Origin of the sequence: Sphingomonas sp. Leaf30 (assembly GCF_001422525.1) — a bacterium.
Lineage (GTDB): Bacteria > Pseudomonadota > Alphaproteobacteria > Sphingomonadales > Sphingomonadaceae > Sphingomonas > Sphingomonas aerolata.
In genome coordinates this window covers 768,559-787,625 of record NZ_LMKZ01000001.1, presented here as the reverse complement: position 1 = coordinate 787,625, position 19,067 = coordinate 768,559, and the positions used below count along the sequence as shown (strand labels likewise).

The 19,067-nt window shown below is 66.1% G+C and carries 18 protein-coding genes; 5 read left to right on the top strand and 13 right to left on the bottom strand.

The genetic code is table 11. From position 1 onward, the window contains the following. Positions 1-55 precede the first annotated feature (55 nt). Positions 56-1,573 (bottom strand): CoA-acylating methylmalonate-semialdehyde dehydrogenase, encoded by a 1,518-nt coding sequence (locus ASE89_RS03720; protein ID WP_056674133.1) that lies wholly within the window; start codon positions 1,571-1,573, stop codon positions 56-58. 94 nt (positions 1,574-1,667) lie between these two features. On the opposite strand from ASE89_RS03720, the gene ASE89_RS03715 reads away from it, so the two are divergent. Further along, on the top strand, positions 1,668-2,552 hold the full coding sequence (locus ASE89_RS03715; RefSeq protein WP_031394236.1) for a LysR family transcriptional regulator: 885 nt from the start codon (positions 1,668-1,670) through the stop codon (positions 2,550-2,552). On the opposite strand, the gene ASE89_RS03710 is transcribed toward ASE89_RS03715, so the two are convergent. Further along, positions 2,549-2,935: a potassium channel family protein gene (locus ASE89_RS03710; RefSeq protein ID WP_042466673.1), complete on the bottom strand. Its 387-nt coding sequence runs from the start codon at positions 2,933-2,935 to the stop codon at positions 2,549-2,551. The two genes, ASE89_RS03715 and ASE89_RS03710, sit on opposite strands and share 4 nt — an antisense overlap. A 143-nt stretch (positions 2,936-3,078) precedes the next feature. Here ASE89_RS03710 and ASE89_RS03705 point away from each other — a divergent pair, with 143 nt between their 5' ends. Continuing rightward, complete coding sequence (locus ASE89_RS03705) at positions 3,079-5,022, top strand: CocE/NonD family hydrolase (protein ID WP_056674130.1); 1,944 nt, start codon at positions 3,079-3,081, stop codon at positions 5,020-5,022. 111 nt (positions 5,023-5,133) lie between these two features. Here ASE89_RS03705 and ASE89_RS03700 read toward each other — a convergent pair whose 3' ends face one another. The 10 genes from ASE89_RS03700 to ASE89_RS03655 form a co-directional block, all read right to left on the bottom strand. Beyond that, positions 5,134-5,988, bottom strand: a complete 855-nt coding sequence (locus ASE89_RS03700) for a pirin family protein (protein ID WP_056674127.1) — start codon at positions 5,986-5,988, stop codon at positions 5,134-5,136. 1 nt (position 5,989) lies between these two features. Next, positions 5,990-6,556, bottom strand: coding sequence for an NADPH-dependent FMN reductase (locus ASE89_RS03695; RefSeq protein WP_056675292.1), 567 nt, complete (start codon positions 6,554-6,556; stop codon positions 5,990-5,992). Positions 6,557-6,689: 133 nt separating this feature from the next. Next, entirely contained in the window at positions 6,690-7,727 is a 1,038-nt protein-coding gene (locus ASE89_RS03690; RefSeq protein ID WP_236701606.1) for a radical SAM protein, read from the bottom strand. 66 nt (positions 7,728-7,793) lie between these two features. Continuing rightward, positions 7,794-8,342 carry a response regulator transcription factor gene (locus tag ASE89_RS03685; protein ID WP_056674125.1) on the bottom strand — a complete coding sequence of 183 codons (549 nt, stop codon included), beginning with the start codon at positions 8,340-8,342 and terminating at the stop codon, positions 7,794-7,796. After that, on the bottom strand, positions 8,339-9,649 hold the full coding sequence (locus ASE89_RS03680) for an ATP-binding protein (protein ID WP_042467562.1): 1,311 nt from the start codon (positions 9,647-9,649) through the stop codon (positions 8,339-8,341). The genes ASE89_RS03685 and ASE89_RS03680 overlap by 4 nt, the downstream gene beginning before the upstream one ends. Positions 9,650-9,724: 75 nt before the next feature. Further along, positions 9,725-10,441, bottom strand: coding sequence for an SURF1 family protein (locus ASE89_RS03675; protein ID WP_056674123.1), 717 nt, complete (start codon positions 10,439-10,441; stop codon positions 9,725-9,727). Next, complete coding sequence (gene cyoD, locus ASE89_RS03670) at positions 10,441-10,842, bottom strand: cytochrome o ubiquinol oxidase subunit IV (RefSeq protein WP_031395868.1); 402 nt, start codon at positions 10,840-10,842, stop codon at positions 10,441-10,443. The genes ASE89_RS03675 and cyoD overlap by 1 nt, the downstream gene beginning before the upstream one ends. Then, positions 10,839-11,483, bottom strand: a complete 645-nt coding sequence (gene cyoC / locus ASE89_RS03665) for a cytochrome o ubiquinol oxidase subunit III (protein WP_042467557.1) — start codon at positions 11,481-11,483, stop codon at positions 10,839-10,841. Before cyoC ends, cyoD begins: the two co-directional genes overlap by 4 nt. Before the next feature lie 4 nt (positions 11,484-11,487). Beyond that, complete coding sequence (gene cyoB / locus ASE89_RS03660; protein WP_031395866.1) at positions 11,488-13,488, bottom strand: cytochrome o ubiquinol oxidase subunit I; 2,001 nt, start codon at positions 13,486-13,488, stop codon at positions 11,488-11,490. A 10-nt stretch (positions 13,489-13,498) separates the two neighbouring features. Next, the gene (locus ASE89_RS03655) at positions 13,499-14,611 is read right to left on the bottom strand and encodes a ubiquinol oxidase subunit II (RefSeq protein WP_236701646.1); all 1,113 of its coding nucleotides are present in this window, start codon (positions 14,609-14,611) and stop codon (positions 13,499-13,501) included. Positions 14,612-14,930: 319 nt separating this feature from the next. On the opposite strand from ASE89_RS03655, the gene ASE89_RS03650 reads away from it, so the two are divergent. Next, positions 14,931-16,259: an MFS transporter gene (locus ASE89_RS03650; RefSeq protein ID WP_056674117.1), complete on the top strand. Its 1,329-nt coding sequence runs from the start codon at positions 14,931-14,933 to the stop codon at positions 16,257-16,259. Between the two features lie 317 nt (positions 16,260-16,576). Then, complete coding sequence (locus tag ASE89_RS03645) at positions 16,577-16,957, top strand: hypothetical protein (protein ID WP_056674113.1); 381 nt, start codon at positions 16,577-16,579, stop codon at positions 16,955-16,957. 17 nt (positions 16,958-16,974) lie between these two features. Here ASE89_RS03645 and glpK read toward each other — a convergent pair whose 3' ends face one another. After that, positions 16,975-18,468 (bottom strand): glycerol kinase GlpK, encoded by a 1,494-nt coding sequence (gene glpK / locus ASE89_RS03640; protein WP_056674110.1) that lies wholly within the window; start codon positions 18,466-18,468, stop codon positions 16,975-16,977. A gap of 92 nt (positions 18,469-18,560) precedes the next feature. Between glpK and ASE89_RS21090 the strand changes: the two genes are divergently transcribed. After that, positions 18,561-19,067, top strand: a 507-nt coding sequence (locus ASE89_RS21090) for an FAD-dependent oxidoreductase (protein ID WP_236701605.1), incomplete at its 3' end; no start/stop codon positions are given.

Below are 19,067 nucleotides of genomic sequence, written 5' to 3'. Positions count from 1 at the left end.
TGGCTCTGGATCCTGGATCAAGTCCAAGATGACGGGGAGGAAACGCCGCACCCGATCACCCCATCGTCGGAATGACGAACGCATTCGCCGCGTCGCCAACCCCGCCGTCGGGCCAGCGTTGCGTGATCGTCTTGACCTTGGTCCAGAACTTCACGCCCTCCATGCCGTGCTGGTTGGTGTCGCCGAACGCCGAACGCTTCCAGCCGCCGAACGTGTGATACGCGACCGGCACCGGGATCGGCACGTTGATGCCGACCATCCCGACATTCACTCGCGCCGCGAACTCGCGCGCGGCGTGGCCGTTGCGTGTGAAGATCGCGACGCCGTTGCCGTACTGATGCTCGCTCGGCAGGCGCACCGCCTCCTCGAAATCCTTGGCGCGGACGATCTGGAGGACCGGCCCGAAGATCTCCTCCTTGTACGCCGACATCTCCGTGGTGACGTGATCGAACAGCGACGGCCCGATGAAGAAGCCCTTCTCATGCCCCTGCAGCTCGAACCCGCGCCCATCGACGACCAGCTCTGCGCCCTCGTCGACACCCGTCTGGATCCAGTTCTCGATCCGGCTGCGATGCGGTGCGTTCACCACCGGCCCGTAATGCGCGTCATTGTCGGTCGACACGCCGACGCGCAGCGCGGCAATCGCCGGGATCAGTTTCTCGCGCAAAGCGATCGCGGTCTTCTCGCCGACCGGCACGACCACCGGCAGCGCCATGCACCGCTCGCCCGCGCTTCCGAACGCCGCGCCCGACAGGTCGGCGACGACCTGGTCGAGGTCCGCGTCGGGCATGACGATGCCGTGGTTCTTCGCCCCGCCCATCGCCTGGACGCGCTTGCCCGCCTCGACGCCGCGGCGGTACACGTAATGCGCGATGTCGGACGAGCCGACGAAGCTGACCGCACTGATCGCCCGATGATCGAGGATCGCGTCGACCATCTCCTTGTCGCCGTGGACGACCTGGAAGATCCCCTCGGGCAACCCCGCCTCGAGGAACAATTCGCCGAGGCGCACCGGCACTGACGGATCGCGCTCGCTGGGTTTCAGGATGAACGCGTTGCCCGTCGCGATCGCGACGCCGCTCATCCATAGCGGGATCATCGCCGGGAAGTTGAACGGGGTGATGCCCGCACCGATGCCGAGCGGCTGGCGCATCGAATAGACGTCGATCCCAGGCCCCGCGCCCTGCGTGTACTCGCCCTTGAGAATGTGCGGGATCCCGCAGCAGAACTCGATCACCTCGAGCCCGCGCTGGATATCGCCCTTCGAATCCGCGATCACCTTGCCGTGCTCGGACGACAGCAGACGCGCGAGTTCGTCCATGTTCGCTTCGACGAGCCGCTTGAACTCGAACATCACACGCGCGCGGCGCTGCGGGTTGGTCGCTGCCCAGCCCGGCTGCGCCTTGTGCGCGGCGGCGACGGCACGGTCGAGGTCGGCCTGCGTGCCGAGCGTCACACGCGCCTGGATCTCGCCGCTATTGGGATCGAACACGTCGCCGCTGCGGCCGCCGCCGGAGGACGGTCCACCCGCGGTGCCGCCTGCGATCAGATGCTCGATGGTGCGAACGGTCATGGCGCCTCTCCTTGTTTTGCGGCCTCTACACCACTGCCTCGCCTGCGACACAAGCGATAGACTTGCAGCCCTGAGCTGCATATTTGCAGTCGGCATGGACTGGAGCGACCTGCCGATCTTCCTCGAAGTCGCCCGTGCGCAGCAGCTTGGTCGTGCTGCGGCGAGCCTCGGCGTCGATGCGACGACGGTCGGCCGCCGCCTCCGCCGGCTCGAGACCGCGGTCGGTCAGCGGCTGTTCGAGCAGGGCCCCGACGGCCAGATCCTGACCAGCGCCGGCGAAGACCTGCTCGCGCGCGCGACCGCGATGGCGGCGATCGCGTCGGACATCCGTACCCCGCCCGCGGGCCGGACCGAGGTCGACGGCACGATCCGCGTCAGCGTCGCCGAGGGGTTCGGCACCTGGTTCGTCAGCCGACATCTCGGCACGCTCGCGCAGGCGCATCCCAAGCTCGCAGTCGATCTCGTCGCGACCAGCGGCTTCCTCAACCCGACGCGGCGCGAGACCGACGTCGCGGTCCTGCTCGCCCGCCCGCGCCGCGGTCCGCTGCGGACGCGCAAGCTCACCGACTATACGCTGCGGCTCTACGCATCGGCGGAGCATCTCGCGGCGCACGGTCCAGTCCACGGCATCGCCGACCTACGCGACCGGCGGATGATCGGCTATGTGCCCGACATCGTCTATGCGCCCGAGCTGCGCTATCTCGACGAGATCCCGGGCGTCCGCGACCCCGTGCTGCGTTCGTCGAGCATCAACGCGCAGGCGCACATGATCGCCGCCGGCGCCGGCATCGGCGTGCTCCCCTGCTTCATCGGCGAGGCCTATCCGGGGCTCGTCGCGATCCTCCCCGACATCCGCATCAGCCGCGCCTTCTGGCTCGTCACGCACCAGGACACGGGCCGTTTCGACGCGATCCGCGCTTTTACCGACTGGCTCGTTGCACTCGTCGGCCGTGAGCGCGCGGTGCTGGTCGCCGACTAGGGCTGACGCGGCTCGCGCGAAAGGATCGCCTCGATCCGCGCGAGCGCCAACTTGATCTCCTCCTGCTCGGCATGCGTGAAGGCGTCGCTGTCGACGATCATCTTGGCCGCCATTTTCGCGGTCAGCAGCGGCACGAGGAACAGCGGCACCGCATGCATCAGCGCGACCGCGACGATCTTGCCCCCCATCGTCACGGGAAACACGTCGCCATAGCCGATCGTCATCGCGGTCACGAACGACCACCAGATGCCGACATCGACAGGCTTGCCCTCGAACGTCGCAAACAGCGCCGCGCAGATCAGGATGGTCGAGACATAGCCGACGATCAGGATCGGCAAGGCCTGGATGAACGGCCGCCACGATCCCTTTGCCCTGCGCGCCATGATACCCCCCGGTTGTTTCGGCGCATCATCCAGCAAGCGGCCGACATTTCAAGCGGTACGCACGCGGCTGATCGATCACGAACTCGATTGCCCCCGCGCGACAATTGCGCCTAGCTTGGCCGCATCCTCTTCCGGAGCGTTTCATGACCCTCAAGCTCGTCCTTCTTGCCTCGATCGCGCTCGCCACCGTTTCGTCGGCGCAGGTGCCCCAGACTGTTTCTGACAAGACTGCCCCCGCCGGCGGCGATGTTCCTGCCAAGTTCGTCCCCGCCACCGCCAACCGCGACTACGTCAAGCGCGAGGTGATGGTCCCGATGCGTGACGGGACGAAGCTCTACACCGTCATCGTCTATCCCAAGGGGCTGACCAACGCCCCGATCGTGCTGACGCGCACGCCGTATGACGCGAAGTCGCGCGCGACGCGGATGGACAGCCCGAGCATCCTCTCGACGTTGCCGCTTGCCGACGAGATGTTCGTCAAGGGCGGGTATATCCGCGTCTATCAGGACGTCCGCGGCAAATATGGCTCGGAGGGCGAGTATGTTGTCACGCGCCCGGTAATCGGCCCGCTCAACCCGACCAAGGTCGATCACGTCACCGACGCCTATGACACGATCGACTGGCTGGTGAACAAGGCGAACCTGCCCGAATCGAACGGCCGCGTCGGCATGATCGGGTCGTCGTACGAGGGTTTCACCGTCGTCATGGCGCTGCTCAACCCGCACCCCGCGCTCAAGGCCGCAGTGCCCGAAAGCCCGATGATCGACGGCTGGATGGGCGACGACTGGTTCCATTACGGCGCGTTCCGCCTCGCCAACATCGCCTGGCTCGGCGGCCAGACCGGCTACAAGGGCGCGGGCAAGGCGCCGCCGACCGGCGGCTATGACGATTACGAGAATTTCCGCCGCATCGGCTCGGCGGGCGACTGGGCCAAGGCGTCGGGGTACGACCAGCTGCCCTATTGGCAGCGGATGGTCGCGCATCCCGCCTATGACGAATTCTGGCAGGGCCAGGCGCTCGACAAGTTGCTCGCCGCCAACCCCTCGAACGTGCCGACGCTCTGGGAACAGGGGCTGTGGGATCAGGAGGACATTTACGGTGCGATCACCGCGTGGGAGGCGCTGAAGGCCAAGGGCAAGATGGGCAACAACCATCTTGTCATGGGTCCGTGGCGGCACAGCCAGGTCAATCGCGACGGCCGCAGCCTTGGTCCGTTCGAGTGGGACGGCGACACCGCGCAGCAGTTCCGCGAACAGATGGTGCTGCCGATGTTCGACCAGTATCTGAAGGACGGCCCCGCGGTCACGCTGCCCGCCGCGGCGATCTACAACACCGGCGAGAATCACTGGGACAAGCTGTCGACCTGGCCACTCGCCTGCGAGAGCGGCTGTGCCGCGCCGCTCAAGCCGATCTACCTCGGCGCCGAGGGCGGGCTGGGCTTCACCAAGGCGGCGAGCGGCGGCGACAGCTATGTCTCCGACCCCGCCAAGCCCGTCCCGCATCTGCCGAGGCCGGTCAATTTCGGCGACGGCCGCTGGGGCGACTGGCTGGTCAGCGACCAGCGCGGGGTGGATGGCCGCACCGACGTGATGACCTACACGACCGACGTGCTGACGACGCCGGTGCGCGTGTCGGGCGCGCCGATCGCGGACATCTATGCCAAGACGACGGGGACCGATGCCGACTTCGTGGTCAAGGTGATCGACGTCTATCCCGACGAGGTCGCGAGCGATCCGAAGATGGGCGGCTATGAACTGCCGATCAGCCTCGACATCTTCCGCGGCCGCTACCGCGACAGTTTCGCCAAGCCGAGCGCGATCCCGGCCGGCAAGACGCAGCGCTACAAGTTCCGCCTGCCGACCGTGAACCACGTGTTCCAGCCGGGTCACCGGATCATGGTGCAGGTTCAGTCAAGCCTGTTCCCGCTCTACGACCGCAACCCGCAGACCTTCGTCCCCAACATCTTCCTCGCGAAGAAGGCGGACTACAAGAAGGCGACGGTAACGATCGAACGCGGCGGCGCGACGGCCAGCGCGGTGTGGCTGCCGGTGGTCGCGGTCGACCAGTCGGCCGTGCTGGCGAAGTAACTTCTTCGTCATTCCCGCGAAGGCGGGAACCTAGACTGGCTGACCTCACGGTGCTGTCACCGAGGCCAGCCAGTATGGATCCCCGCCTTCGCGGGGATGACGGTTATGGGTTCAAGCGATAACCGGCGCGGGCCCGAACAGCCCCGCCTGGTAATCGCGGATCGCCTCGCCGATCTCCTCGCGCGTCGTCATAACGAACGGCCCGTGCGCCACGACCGGCTCGTCGATCGGATCCGCATGGCCGAACACCAGCCGCACCGGGCCTGACGCCGCGACCTCGATCGTATCGCCGTCTTCGTCGAACGTGACGAGGTGCCACGGCTCGACGACCGTACCGCCGACCTCGGGCCGCCCCTCGATCACATAGAAGAACACGCTGCGACCGCGCGGCGCAGGCAGTGTCACCTTGCCCCCGGCCGCCAGCTCGACCGTCATCATCGCGACTCCCGTCAGCGACTCAACCGGCCCCGCCTGCCCTTCAAACGTCCCCGCGATCACATTCACGACACCGCCGTCGACCGCGACAGCCGGAATATCCTCGCGCTGGAGCCCGGTATAAGCGGGCTTCGTCATCTTCAGCCGCCCCGGCAGATTGACCCAGAGCTGGAGGATCTCGAGCGGCCCGCCGTCGCGCTTGAACGACGCGGGCGAGATCTCCGCATGGATCAGCCCCGACCCCGCGGTCATCCACTGCACGCCGCCCGCGCGCATCACGCTTTCGTGCCCGCCGCTGTCGAGATGCGCCATTTCGCCGCTCAGGATGAAGCTGACCGTCTCGAACCCGCGATGCGGATGAGGCCCGAACGGCAGGCCGTTATTGCCCGGCCGATAGGTCTGCGGCCCATGATGGTTGAGGAACAGGAACGGATCGACCTGCGGCAACTGCGGCCCCGGCAGCGGGCGCCGCGTGACGAGATCGGCGATATCGTCACGCTGGGCGGGATAGGTCCGCAGCACGCGCCGCATCTCAGTTCGCCTCGCGCACGGCCGATGCGGGCCGCTCGATCTCCGCCAGCAGGGCGTCGATACCGCTCAACAGGAAGTCGAGGGTCGACGTGTCGCTCAGCCGCCCGTCGGCGATCTTCTCGTGCACCGCCCCGATCACCGATTGCGGCCGCAGCAGCGTACGCGCGCCGATCGACGCCAGCGTCTCGTTCAGCTGCGCCTGCGCGCGCGCACCGCCGACCGCGCCCGGCGACGAGGTCAGTGTAAACACCGGCTTCCCCGTCAGCGTCGCCTTGCCATAAGGCCGCGACGCCCAGTCGAGCGCGTTCTTCAGCACGCCGGGCATCCCGTGATTATATTCGGGCGACGCGATCACGATCCCGTCCGCCTCGCCGATGGCCGCCCGCAGCGCGGCGACCGCCTCGGGTGGCGTGTCGGTATCGGCATCCTGATCGTACATCGGGATCGCGTTGAGCGGGAAGATCCGCAGTGTCGCCTTGTCCCCCAGCGCGTCGGCGAGCGAATTGAGGATCGCGGCGTTGAACGACTGGCGGCGCAGGCTGCCGGAAATACCAAGAAGGACGGGCATGCAATAATCTCCTGTTGTCACGCGCGAGCGCCGGGCGACGGCGGCGCGCAAGATCTTGGTATTCAGATAGGCGACGGCACCGGCGCCCACCAGCGCAGGGTCGGCAACGCTGTGTTGCCCGGTTGGACGGCGATCAGGTCCAGTAGAGGATCCGCGCCTCGGGCAGGCGCGCCGCGATCTCGTCGGCAAAGAAGGCGCGCAACGCCCGCATCGTGTCCGCATCATAGACATATTTGACCGAGCCGAACTTGGTGCGCTTCTCGGTGCGGTTCGCCATGCCGAGATCGAGCGACGAGCCGGGATACCAGGTCTGCAGCACCGCCTTGGACCCGGGTGTGTAGCGATGCGTGATCAGCTCGATCGTGAGGTCCGGGATATCGCCGAGCACCTGCCCCGCCTGCGCGATCAGCTCGGCATAGGCGTCGCGCCATCCCTCGGCGGCGATGATCGGCGCGATCGTCAGCCCGATCTTGTACCCCGCATCCGCCATCCGGCGCAGCGCGACCAGCCGGGCTGCGACCGGGCTCGTGCCGCCCTCGAACCGCGCATAGCCGGCGGGGTTGATCGAGGCGCGCATCCGCGTCCGTCCTGCGTGATCGAGCGCGAGCAGCGGCTCGACCGCGTCGAACTTCGTCGTGAAGCGCAGCTGCACGTCCGCCTCCCACGCGCCGAAATGCGCGATCAGCGCGGACAGCGACCCGGTGACATGATCGATCGCGAGCGGATCGGTGTAACAGGACGCCTCGAACGTCGTGCCCTCATGCGCGCGCGTGGCGGAGCGCGACGTGACTGTCCCCTGGCCGAGATGCGCAGGAAGCTCGGCCAGGATCTCGGGCAGGTTCGCATAGACCCGCGTGATCGGCGGCCCCTTCAAAGACCCCGCGAGATAGCAATAGCCGCAATGCGCAGGGCACCCTTCGGCGAGATCGATTCGCCAGTCGGCGCTCGGCGCGATCGGCTGCAACCGGCGTTTCGACGGCGGGGCGACGACCAGCGCCAGCGTCGCCTTCGCCTGTGCATATTGCTGCCGGGGATCGTCGGGCAGGTCGAGGCGGAGACGATCACTGGGCAGCGTCGTCACCGCCACGTCCAGCGCACGCGCGCGCGCGACGATCTGTTCGCCATGGTCCCAGAGGAGCGACGACGGCGTCGCGAGGAGGCGCCGCGGCACCCAGAGGCGGGAGGAAGAGGGCGACACCATCGCACCATAACGCCCGCCCCACGCCAAGCGTTGCGGCTATTTGACCGGCCGCTTCTCGAGTTTGCGCGCGAGCGTCCGGCGGTGCATTCCGAGCTGCCGCGCGGTCTCCGATATGTTGAACCCGGTTTCCGCCAGCGTCGCGTGGATCCGCTCCCATTCGAGCGTCTTGATCGTCGCGCGACGTTCGGTCACCGCGGTGTCGACCTTGCCCTCGGTCCGGTCGAACGCCGCCTCGATGTCGTCGGTGTTCGACGGTTTGACCAGATAATGCGAGGCGCCGAGCTTGATCGCCTCGACCGCGGTCGCGATGCTCGCAAAGCCGGTCAGCACGACGACGAGGATATCGGGATCATGCGCGTGCAGCGTCTGGACGCAGACCAGCCCCGATGCCCCGCCGAGCTTCAGGTCGACCACCGCATATTGCGGCACGTCATCGGCGAGCAGCACGACCAGATCCTCATGGCTCGCCGCAAGCCGGACCGCATAACCGCGCCGCTCGAACGAGCGTTTCAGCGTGCGTGCAAACGTCTCGTCGTCCTCGACAATCACGAGGCGCTTGACCGCGGGGATATCGGGCTCGCTCATTCGTCACGCTCCAGGGCGATCGCCGCCAGCGGCAGCATCAACGTCACTTCAGCGCCACCCGTCTCGCGGTTGGCGACCGCCACGCTGCCCCCCAGCTTGCGCATCGCGTTGACCGCGAGGAACAGCCCCAGGCCATGGCCGGGATCGCGCTTGCTCGACTGATAGGGCTTGCCGAAGCTCGCCAGCTTGTCGCGCGTGAACCCCGGTCCATGATCGCGCACGATCAGCGCCAGATGATCGCCCGACCGCTCGCCCGAAAACCCGACCCAGGCGGGCGATGCCTCGGCGGCATTGTCGAGCACGTTGGCGATCACCTGCTTGAGCGCGGGATCCGATACGATCAGCGGATCGTCGCCGAGCCGGCTGGTATAGTCGAACTCGACACCGGCATGCAGCGCGCGCCAGTCCTCGACGATCGCGTCGAGGAAGACATGCAGCGGCACGACCTCGGGCGCCTCGCCGCGCGCCTCGCCCGCCGCGAGCAGGATGTTGGTGACGATCGTCTTGCAGCGCTGGACCTCGGCCTGCATCTCGCCGATCTCCTCGAGCATCCCCGCATCGGTGGCGAGCGCGGGCATCCGCTTCCAGTCGTTGAGGATGACCGCCAGCGACGCGAGCGGCGTGCCGAGTTCGTGCGCGGCACCCGAGGCGAGCAGGCCCATGCGGACGATGTGATCCTCCTCCGCCGCCTGCTGGCGCAGATCCGCCAGATGCTCGTCGCGGGCGCGCAGATTGCCCGTGATCCGCGTCATGAAAAGTACCAGCAGCGTCGCGACAAGCAGGAAATTGAGCAGCGACCCTACCGTGTAGAGTGCGAAATACTCGCCCGCATAATCGGTCGGCAGGGCAAGCGGACGATAGCGGATCGTCAGCAGCGCGAAACACCCGCCCGTCACCCCGACGATCGCCCAGCTCGACCAGCGATCGAGCAGCACCGCGCCCAGCACCACCTGTAACAGATACAGCGCGATGAACGGGTTGGTCGCGCCGCCACTGAGGTAGAGCTGCACGGTCAGCAACCCGACATCGAGCAGCATCGCAAGCAACAGCTGCGCGTTCGCCCCGCGCTGCCAGCCATAGAGCCGCATGCTCGCCAGGTTGAGCGCGACCGACGCCGCCATCGCCATCAGCATCGGCACCAGCGGCAGGTCGATCCCCAGCAGGAAGCGGACCGTCAGCACGGTCACCAGCTGTCCCGCCACCGCGATCCAGCGCAACGTGACCAGCTGCCGCATGTTCGCATTGCCCGCGGCATCGGTGTCCGCGCGCGCACGGCTGACCCAGGCCTGCCACCGCGAGGAATCCATCGCCAATCTCATGGTGTTTTGCGTTGTCACGCGGTCGCTCTCTCCTGCGACGGTCTCAACGCACGACGTCGCCGATCAGCGTCTATCACGACGACGATCGTGGCGCACGAACACGACGAAGCCGATCACCGTCATCGCGGCGAGGCCGAACCATGTCAGCATGTAGACGAGATGATTGTTCGGAAACGCGATGACGGTCTGGCCGCCGACCGGTGCGCCGTCCCCGACCTTGTCCGCGTCGATGAAATAGGGCGCCGTGCGGCCAAGGCCACGCGCGCCCGCGATCGCAGCCACGTCGCGCGAATACCAGTTGTCGGTCGCGGGATCATTCTTGCGCAGGAACCCGCCGCCGGGTTCGGTGATCCGCAGATAGCCCGTCACCGTCACCGGCCCGACGGGCCGTACATAGGCGCTGCGCTGTTCAGGCGAGATATAGCCGCGGTTGACGAGAACATCGAAGCCCTGCGCAGTCCGCAGCGGCGTCATCACCCAATAGCCGCTACCGAGTGCGGTTGCGGCGCGGACCAGCGTCGTGCGGTCATGCGCGAAGACGCCGCTTACTTCGATCCGGCGATACGCATCGCTGCTTGCCGTGATCGTCGGCCAGTATGCCGGGCCGGGCGGCGCGACCGGTGCGGCCTGTGACCGGGCGGCCACCTGCCGGATCAGGTCGAGCTTCCATGCGCGCCGCTCGACCTGCCACACACCCAGCGCGCAGAACCCGGCGAACAGCAGTAGCGCGATGAAGCCCGCCACCCAGATCGCCGGCCGCGGCCGGGCATGCCCTTTCATCACATATCTACCGCGGCCTGCATCGGCATCATGTTGGTGTTGAGGTGATACATGACCCAGATCGAACCGCTGAGCGTGATCACGACGAGGATGATCGTGAAGATCAGCGCCATCATCGTCCAGCCATTCTCGGACTTCCCGTTCATGTGCAGGAAGTAGATCATGTGGACGACGATCTGGATCACCGCGAACAGCATGATCACCAGCGCCGCGGTCGAAGGATCCTTGAACGCGCCGGTCATCACGGCCCAGAACGGGATCGCGGTCAGGATGACCGAGAGGAAGAACCCCTTCAGGTAGCTCTTGCGCGTCCCGTGCGACGCGTGGTCGTCACCATGCCCATGATCGTCATGGGCATGGTCGGCATGCGCGTCGTGCGCGGTGGCGGGGCGGTCGGTCATCGCAGCGAACCCATCAGATAGACGAAGGTGAAGACGCCGATCCAGATGACGTCGAGGAAATGCCAGAACATGCTGAGGCACATCAGGCGGCGCTTGTTCGCAGCGATCAGGCCGTGCTTCTGCACCTGCACCATCAGCGTGACGAGCCAGATGAAGCCCATCGTCACGTGCAGGCCGTGCGTGCCGACCAGCGTGAAGAAGGACGACAGGAACGCGCTGCGCGTCGGGCCCGCGCCCTCATGGATGAGGGTGGCGAACTCGTACATTTCGATCGACAGGAAGGCGAGGCCGAACAGCCCGGTAAAGGCCAGCCACATCTGCATGATGCGCTGACGCCCTTCCTCCATCGACAGCATCGCGAAACCATAGGTGATCGACGAGAACAGCAGCATCGCGGTGTTCACCGCGACGAGCGGCAGCTCGAAGATCTCCTTGGGCGTCGGTCCGCCGGCATAGCTGGTGCCGAGCACGCCGTAAGCCGCGAACAGCACCGCGAAGATGAGGCAATCGCTCATCAGGTACATCCAGAAGCCCAGCATCGTGCTGCTGCCCTCGGGATGGTGATGCTCTTCGAGCTGGTAGAACGAGAGGGGCTCACCCTTCTCGTCCAGACCGTCCTTCTTCAATGATACCGAAGACATCGCGTCAGGCTCCCTGGGTCGCGAGCATGCGGGTGCGCGCGTCCTCGCTGGCGATCACGTCCTCGACCGGGATGTAGAAGTCGCGCTTGTAGTTGAAGGTGTGGAAGATCGTCGTGGCGAAGATCCCGACCAGCGTCAGACCCGCGAGCCACCACATGTACCAGATCATCGCGAAGCCGAAGGCGATGCTGAGCACGCCCAGCACGACGCCGGTACCCGTGTTGCTCGGCATGTGGATCGCGCGGAAGCCGCTGACCGGCCGCTGATGCTTGCGGTCCTTCATGTCGTACCAGGCGTCCAGGTCATGGACGACGGGCGTGAACGCGAAGTTATAATCGGGCGGCGGCGACGAGGTTGCCCATTCCAGCGTTCGGCCACCCCAGGGGTCGCCGGTGTGATCGGCGAGCGCCTCGCGGTTGCGGATGCTGACGAAGATCTGGATCAGGAAGGCAGCGATGCCGACCGCGACCAGTGCTGCACCGAAGGCGGCGATGACGAACCAGATCTGCAGGTTCGGATCGTCGAAATAGCGCATGCGGCGGGTCACGCCCATCAGGCCGAGCACATAGAGCGGCATGAAGGCGAAATAGAAGCCCGACACCCAGCACCAGAACGAGACCTTGCCCCACTTCTCGTCCAGCTTGAAGCCGAACGCCTTCGGGAACCAGTAGTTGATCCCGGCGAACATGCCGAACAGCGTGCCGCCGATGATCACGTTATGGAAATGCGCGACCAGGAACAGCGAGTTGTGCAGCACGAAGTCGGCCGGCGGCACCGCGAGCAGGACGCCGGTCATGCCGCCGATCGTGAAGGTCACCATGAAGGCGATCGTCCACATCATCGGCAGTTCGAATCGGATCCGCCCCTTGTACATGGTGAACAGCCAGTTGAAGATCTTGGCCCCGGTCGGGATCGAGATGATCATCGTGGTGATGCCGAAGAACGAGTTGACGCTCGCCCCCGACCCCATGGTGAAGAAGTGGTGCAGCCAGACGAGGTACGACAGGATCGTGATGACCAGCGTCGCATAGACCATCGAGCTGTAGCCGAAGAGGCGCTTGCCCGAGAAGGTCGAGGTGACCTCCGAGAAAATGCCGAACGCCGGTAGGACCAGGATGTAGACCTCGGGGTGACCCCAGATCCAGATCAGGTTGACGTACATCATCGGATTGCCGCCCGCGTCGTTCGTGAAGAACGCGGTACCGATGTAACGGTCGAGCGACAGCATCGCGAGCACCGCGGTCAGCACCGGGAAGGCGGCGACGATCAGGATGTTGGTGCACAGCGCGGTCCAGGTGAAGATCGGCATCTTCATCATGCCCATGCCGGGCGCACGCATCTTGACGATGGTCGCGACCAGATTGACGCCGGACAGCAACGTTCCGATGCCCGCGATCTGGAGCGCCCAGATATAATAATCGACCCCAACATCGGGCGAATAGGCGATCCCCGACAGCGGCGGCATCGCGAGCCAGCCGGTCCGCGCGAACTCGCCGATGAACAGCGACATCATGACGATCACGGCACCCGCCGCGGTCATCCAGAAGCTGAAATTGTTCAGGAACGGGAACGACACGTCGCGCGCACCGATCTGGAGCGGGACGACATAGTTCATCAGACCCGTGACCATCGGCATCGCCACGAAGAAGATCATGATCACGCCGTGCGCGGTGAAGACCTGATCATAGTGATGCGCGTTGAGATAGCCTTCGCTACCCCCGAACGCCATCGCCTGCTGCAGGCGCATCATGATCGCGTCGGAGAAGCCGCGCAGCAGCATGACGATCGCGAGGATCATGTACATGATCCCGATCTTCTTGTGGTCGACGCTGGTGAACCACTGGTTCCACAGATAGCCCCACACCTTGAAATAGGTGAGCGCGGCCAGCAGCGCGGCACCGCCGATCGCCACCATGCCGAACGTCGCGACGACGATCGGTTCATGCAGCGGCAGCGATTCCAGCGTCAGTCGGCCGAAGATCGTCTTTAATATGGAGTCTGACATGAGCTTTTCTCTAGCCGTTCGCGACGGGGCGCGAGCCCGGCATGGTTGAGGGGGTCAGCATGGTGTGATTGCGGTTGGCAGGCGAGCCGGGCGCGGCGTTGGCGCCGTCGCGTTTTATGTCGGCTGGCGCAGACCAGTGTTTCCCGCTCCCCTTTTCGTCGCCGTCCTTCATCAAGCCGCCCTCGGGTCGGGGGCCGGCATCCTGCGGCCCGCTGCCGCCATTGACGCCGGGCATCGCCATGCCTTCATGCGGGTTCTTGCCCATCATGTCCGACATGCACGGCTTGCCGGGCTTCACGCACTGCTCGACGATCGCCTTGAACAGCGAACTCTCGACACCGCCGAAATAGCGGACCGGCACCTTCTCGCTCGGCTTTTCGAGCTGCATGTAGTTGGCACGGTTCAGACCGCCGCCGCCGTTCCGGACCTTCGCGACCCAGGCATCGAAGCCAGCGTCGGACACGCCGTGGAAGCGGAAGCGCATGCCCGAAAAGCCAGCGCCGCTATAGTTGGACGAGAAGCCTTCGTAATTGCCGGGCTTGTTGATCACCGCGTGCAGCGTCGTCTCCATCCCGGGCATGGTGTAGATCATGCCGGCGAGCGCGGGGATGTAGAAAGCGTTCATCACCGAGGACGAGGTCATCTTGAACCGCAGCGGACGATCGACCGGCGCGGCCAGTTCGTTGACCGTGGCGATGCCGTATTCGGGATAGATGAACAGCCATTTCCAGTCGAGCGCGACGACCTGAACGTCGAGCGGCTTGCCGCCCGTGATCGTCTGCTGGTTACCCGCGAGCTGCCCCACCGGCGTGTTCTCGCCGATATCGCCGCTCTGTGCCGAGATGCGGCCGAGCGGACGATAGGGATCGAGCAGATGCGTGCTGGTCCAGGTCAATGCGCCCAGTGCGATGATGATCAGCAGCGGCACGCCCCAAATCAGCAGCTCGAGCCCGACCGAGTGATCCCAAGTCGGCTCGTACTTCGCGCTCTTGTTCGTCTGCCGGTAATGATAGGCGAAGAACAGCGTCAGCGCGATCACCGGGACGATGATGATGAGCATCAGCCCGGTGGAGATGAGAACCAGGTCACGCTGCTGCACCGCAATATCGCCAGATGGCGACATCACGACCCAGTTGCATCCACTGATCAACAGCGCGGGCAGCAGGGCTGCTGCGCGTAAGAGCCAGGATCGGGGCCTGGAATTCGATAGCTCGGCGGTCATGTACTCGCCCCTACGCCGCTGTTAGATCATTCCATAGTGGACAATTTGTCCAATGGGCGCCGCACTGCAGCAAAGGCATGGCGCTCATGATGCGACAGAGATAGGTCTCTCGGTGTGACTCCGAAAGGCCCTGCCCGCAGTCGACGAAAAGGCGTATGATCGGTGCGCCGTCCGAAAAGGCCATTGGGCGGCGAGCCGCCTCACGGAAGCGAGTTTGAGAATGAGTGCACACGCCGCATCGACGTCTTTTGAAGACGATGCCCGCGATCTTCACGATCACGGGAAAAAGGTGTCGCCGGGCGAGATCGCGATCGGCGTCGTCATCGGACGCACGTCCGAGTTTTTCGACTTTTTCGTCTATGCGATCGCCTCGGTCATCGTCTTCCCGACGCTGGTCTTCCCCTATGTCGACCGGCTGCAGGGGACGATCTACTCGTTCGCGGTCTTCGCGCTCGCCTTCATCGCGCGCCCGATCGGGTCGGTGATCTTCATCGCGGTCGACCGGCTCTATGGCCGCAGCGCCAAGCTGACGATCGCGCTGTTCCTGCTCGGCACCGCGACCGTGGCGATGGGCTTCCTCCCCGGCTATGCGCAGGTCGGCAACTGGTCGGTCGTGCTGCTGTCGATCCTGCGTATCGCGCAGGGCATCGCGCTGGCGGGTGCCTGGGACGGCCTCGCCTCGCTGCTCTCGCTCAACGCGCCCGAGGGGCGCCGCGGCTGGTACGCGATGCTGCCACAGCTCGGCGCGCCGTTCGGCCTGCTGGTGGCTAGCGGCCTGTTCGCCTTCTTCGTCGCGACGCTGCCGGCCGCCGACTTCATCGACTGGGGCTGGCGCTATCCGTTCTTCGTCGCCTTCGCGATCAATGTCGTCGCGCTCTTCGCCCGTCTCCGCCTCGTCGTCACCCCTGAGTTCACGACGCTGTTCGAATCACGTGCGCTACAGCCGGCGCCCGTGCTCGACACGATTCGCGCGGAAGGCCGCACCATCGTGCTCGGCGCCTTCGCCCCGCTCGCCAGCTTCGCGCTGTTCCATATGGTGACGGTGTTCCCGCTGTCGTGGATCGTGCTGTTCACGCGCGAGACGCCAGGCCGGTTCCTGACGATCGAGGTGATCGGCGCAGCGATCGGCCTGTGCGCGACGCTCGTTTCCGGGCTGCTCGCCGATCGCATTGGTCGCCGCACGCTGCTCGGCAGCACCGCGGTGCTGATCGCGCTGTTCGCGATCGGCGCGCCGATGCTGCTCGACGGCGGCGCAACCGGTGAGTGGGTGTTCATGATCGTCGGCTTCGCGCTGTTCGGCCTGTCCTTCGGCCAGTCGTCGGGCTCGCTCGCGACCAGCCTCGGCAAGACGCACCGCTATACCGGCTCGGCGCTCACGACCGATCTGGCCTGGCTGTTCGGTGCGGGCTTCGCCCCGCTCGCCGCATTGCTGCTGTCGAGCAAGCTCGGCCTCGCGGCCAGCGGCGCCTATCTGTTCTCGGGTGCGGTCTGCACGCTGATCGCGCTTGGCGTGAACAAGGAACTGGCGAAGCGCGCCAACGAGGGCTGAGCCACCCCCCGGGCCGGCTTACAGCTGCCCGCCAATCCAAGACTGCCCGACTGACGTCACTCGCCGCCCCCGCGGCGGGTGACGTTACGGTTTTCAGCCCCTGTCGAAACCCTACCCGTCGGTACAAAAGGCGATTGACGCCCGTCCGCGCTTACTATACCGAGCGGTATCGAAGACGATCGGGGTTCAGGGATCCTGCTCCGGTCTTCACCTACCGATGATATTGCTGCCGCCCCGAAGCGCTGCACCACAATTCGACCTGTTCCCACGCGGCACCCTCGCCGCGTGCCCCTTTGTCCATCCGAAGAGACCCGACCATGGCCTATCTCGACCTCGACAACCTGTTCGCCGCCCCCGTCGCCAGCCGGCCGACGATCAGCGCCGCGCAGACCGAAGGCCGGGCCGGGTACACACAGCTCGAATGGCACGTCATCATGCTCGCCAAGAATGACGGCCTGCGCAGCCTGGCGGTGCCGGGACGGCTGGACCGTGCACTGCGGACGATCTTCGGCCTGTCCGAGCGATCGCCGCTGGCCGACCCGCGGCTCGAGGCGCTGCGTCGGCTCGCGGTCCATGCGTGGCGCCACGGCTTCGCGCTACCGGTCGCCGAGATCGAGCGGTTCCTCGCCGCAGGGTTCCACCGCGGCCAGATCGAAGTCCTGGTCCAGCGCGTGACGGGCCTGCGCGTCGCGTCCTGAGCCGGCCTCGCCGACCGTCAGTCCGTACTGAGCGCCTTGCGTAACGCGGCGTGCCAGCCGGCGATCAGCGCGGCGCGGTCGCTCGCCCCCATGCGCGGCTCGAAACACGCCCCCCGCCGCCACGTCTGCGACAACGCATCGAGATCGGGCCAAACGCCGGTCGCCAGCCCCGCATGGAACGCCGCGCCCAGCGCCGTCGTCTCGAGATGCGTCGGCCGCTCGACCGGTGTCTCGAGCATGTCTGCGAGAAACTGACAGAGCCAGTCGTTCGCCGCCATGCCGCCGTCGATCCTGAGCGTCGCGGGCGCCGCGCCACCATCCGCGACCATCGCCTGCGCCAGATCGAGCGTCTGATAGCCGACCGCCTCGAGCGCGGCGCGTGCGAGATGTGCACCCGTCGCGCCGAGCGTCAGCCCGGTGATGAGCCCGCGCGCATCGGGATCCCAGTGCGGTGCGCCCAGCCCGACAAAGGCGGGCACCATGTAGACGCCGTGGCTGTCGGGAACCTCGGTCGCCATGTCGTGCGTCTGGTGTGCGCTGGTGATGACGCCGAGCCCGTCGCGCAGCCACTTGACCGCCGCCCCGGCGACGAAGATCGATCCCTCCAACGCATAGGTCATCTGCCCGTTCAGCCGATAGGCGGGCGTGGTCAGCAACCGGTGGTCGGACGCGATCGCCGTGTCACCGGTGTTGAGCAGCATGAAACATCCCGTTCCATAGGTCGACTTGACCATGCCGCGCGCGAAGCAGGCCTGGCCGAACAACGCCGCCTGCTGATCCCCCGCCATTCCCGCGATTGGGATCGGGACGTCGAACAGCCCGGGCGCGGTCGTGCCGAACACATGGCTGTTGTCGTGCACCGCGGGCAGCATCGCCGGTGGCACGCGCAGCAGCCGGCACAGCGCGTCGTCCCAGTCCTGCCGGCGAATGTCATAAAGGAGCGTGCGCCCGGCATTGGTCACGTCGGTCGCATGCACCGCGCCGCCGGTGAGCCGCCACAGCAGGAAACAGTCGATCGTGCCGAAGGCGAGTTCCCCCTTGTCCGCGCGCGCACGCGCACCCGGCACGGTGTCGAGGATCCACGCGATCTTGGTCGCCGAGAAATAGGGATTGAGCAGCAGTCCGGTCTTGTCGCGGACCATCTGTTCCGCGCCCTCGGCCTTCAGGCTCTGACACACATCCGCGGTGCGTCGATCCTGCCAGACGATCGCGGGGTAGATCGGCGTGCCCGTCGCGCGATCCCAGACGACGACGGTTTCGCGCTGGTTGGTTATGCCGATCGCCCCGATGTCGCGCGCGGGCACGCCGCCGCGTGCGATCGCCTCACGCGCGGTCGCCAGCGTGTCGCGCCATATGTCCTCGGGGTCATGCTCGACCCAGCCGAGTCGCGGATAATGCTGCGCGAATTCGCGCTGCGCCGTCGCGACCGGTCTGGCCGTCGCATCGAACAGGATGCTGCGCGTCGATGTCGTACCCTGATCGATCGCGAGGACGTGCGTGGCTTGGCCCATGCGGCTCTCCTTTGCGACCGCTCTAGGCCGCCCCACCGCCCCGCGTCGAGGCTAGCCACCGGTCGGCCCGCGGTGGTAAACGGGAGACGATGATGAAAACGCCCGCGAAATTCGACGTCGACCTGTTGATCGTCGGTGGCGGCATCAACGGCACCGGGATCGCGCGCGATGCCGCCGGGCGCGGGCTGTCGGTCCTGCTGGTCGAGCAGGACGATCTGGCCAGCCATACCTCGTCGGCCAGCACCAAGCTGATCCATGGCGGATTGCGCTATCTCGAATATGGCGAGCTCCGGCTGGTGCGCGAGGCGCTGATCGAACGCGAGCGGCTGCTGGCGATCGCGCCGCACATCATCTGGCCGCTGCAGTTCGTCCTGCCGCAGACGCATTCGCCGCGTCCCGCCTGGATGGTCCGGCTCGGGCTGTTCCTCTACGACCATCTGGGCGGCCGCAAGATCCTGCCCGCGACGCGGACCGTGCGTCTCGACCGCGATCCGCTGGGCGACGGGCTGAAACCCGGCGCGACGCGCGCTTTCGTCTATTCGGATTGCTGGGTGGAGGACAGCCGGCTGGTCGTCCTCAACGCACGCGACGCGGCAGAG

Coding starts and splice junctions, on each gene's coding strand:
- ASE89_RS03715 (WP_031394236.1), top strand. CDS start 1,668: ATGGACTGGAGCGACCTGCCGATCTTCCTCGAAGTCGCCCGTGCGCAG.
- ASE89_RS03680 (WP_042467562.1), bottom strand. CDS start 9,649: ATGGATTCCTCGCGGTGGCAGGCCTGGGTCAGCCGTGCGCGCGCGGAC.
- ASE89_RS03650 (WP_056674117.1), top strand. CDS start 14,931: ATGAGTGCACACGCCGCATCGACGTCTTTTGAAGACGATGCCCGCGAT.
- ASE89_RS03695 (WP_056675292.1), bottom strand. CDS start 6,556: ATGCCCGTCCTTCTTGGTATTTCCGGCAGCCTGCGCCGCCAGTCGTTC.
- ASE89_RS03645 (WP_056674113.1), top strand. CDS start 16,577: ATGGCCTATCTCGACCTCGACAACCTGTTCGCCGCCCCCGTCGCCAGC.
- ASE89_RS03655 (WP_236701646.1), bottom strand. CDS start 14,611: ATGTCGCCATCTGGCGATATTGCGGTGCAGCAGCGTGACCTGGTTCTC.
- ASE89_RS03705 (WP_056674130.1), top strand. CDS start 3,079: ATGACCCTCAAGCTCGTCCTTCTTGCCTCGATCGCGCTCGCCACCGTT.
- ASE89_RS03685 (WP_056674125.1), bottom strand. CDS start 8,342: ATGAGCGAGCCCGATATCCCCGCGGTCAAGCGCCTCGTGATTGTCGAG.
- ASE89_RS03700 (WP_056674127.1), bottom strand. CDS start 5,988: ATGCGGCGCGTGCTGCGGACCTATCCCGCCCAGCGTGACGATATCGCC.
- glpK (WP_056674110.1), bottom strand. CDS start 18,468: ATGGGCCAAGCCACGCACGTCCTCGCGATCGATCAGGGTACGACATCG.
- ASE89_RS03720 (WP_056674133.1), bottom strand. CDS start 1,573: ATGACCGTTCGCACCATCGAGCATCTGATCGCAGGCGGCACCGCGGGT.
- ASE89_RS03675 (WP_056674123.1), bottom strand. CDS start 10,441: ATGAAAGGGCATGCCCGGCCGCGGCCGGCGATCTGGGTGGCGGGCTTC.
- cyoD (WP_031395868.1), bottom strand. CDS start 10,842: ATGACCGACCGCCCCGCCACCGCGCACGACGCGCATGCCGACCATGCC.
- ASE89_RS03710 (WP_042466673.1), bottom strand. CDS start 2,935: ATGGCGCGCAGGGCAAAGGGATCGTGGCGGCCGTTCATCCAGGCCTTG.
- cyoB (WP_031395866.1), bottom strand. CDS start 13,488: ATGTCAGACTCCATATTAAAGACGATCTTCGGCCGACTGACGCTGGAA.
- cyoC (WP_042467557.1), bottom strand. CDS start 11,483: ATGTCTTCGGTATCATTGAAGAAGGACGGTCTGGACGAGAAGGGTGAG.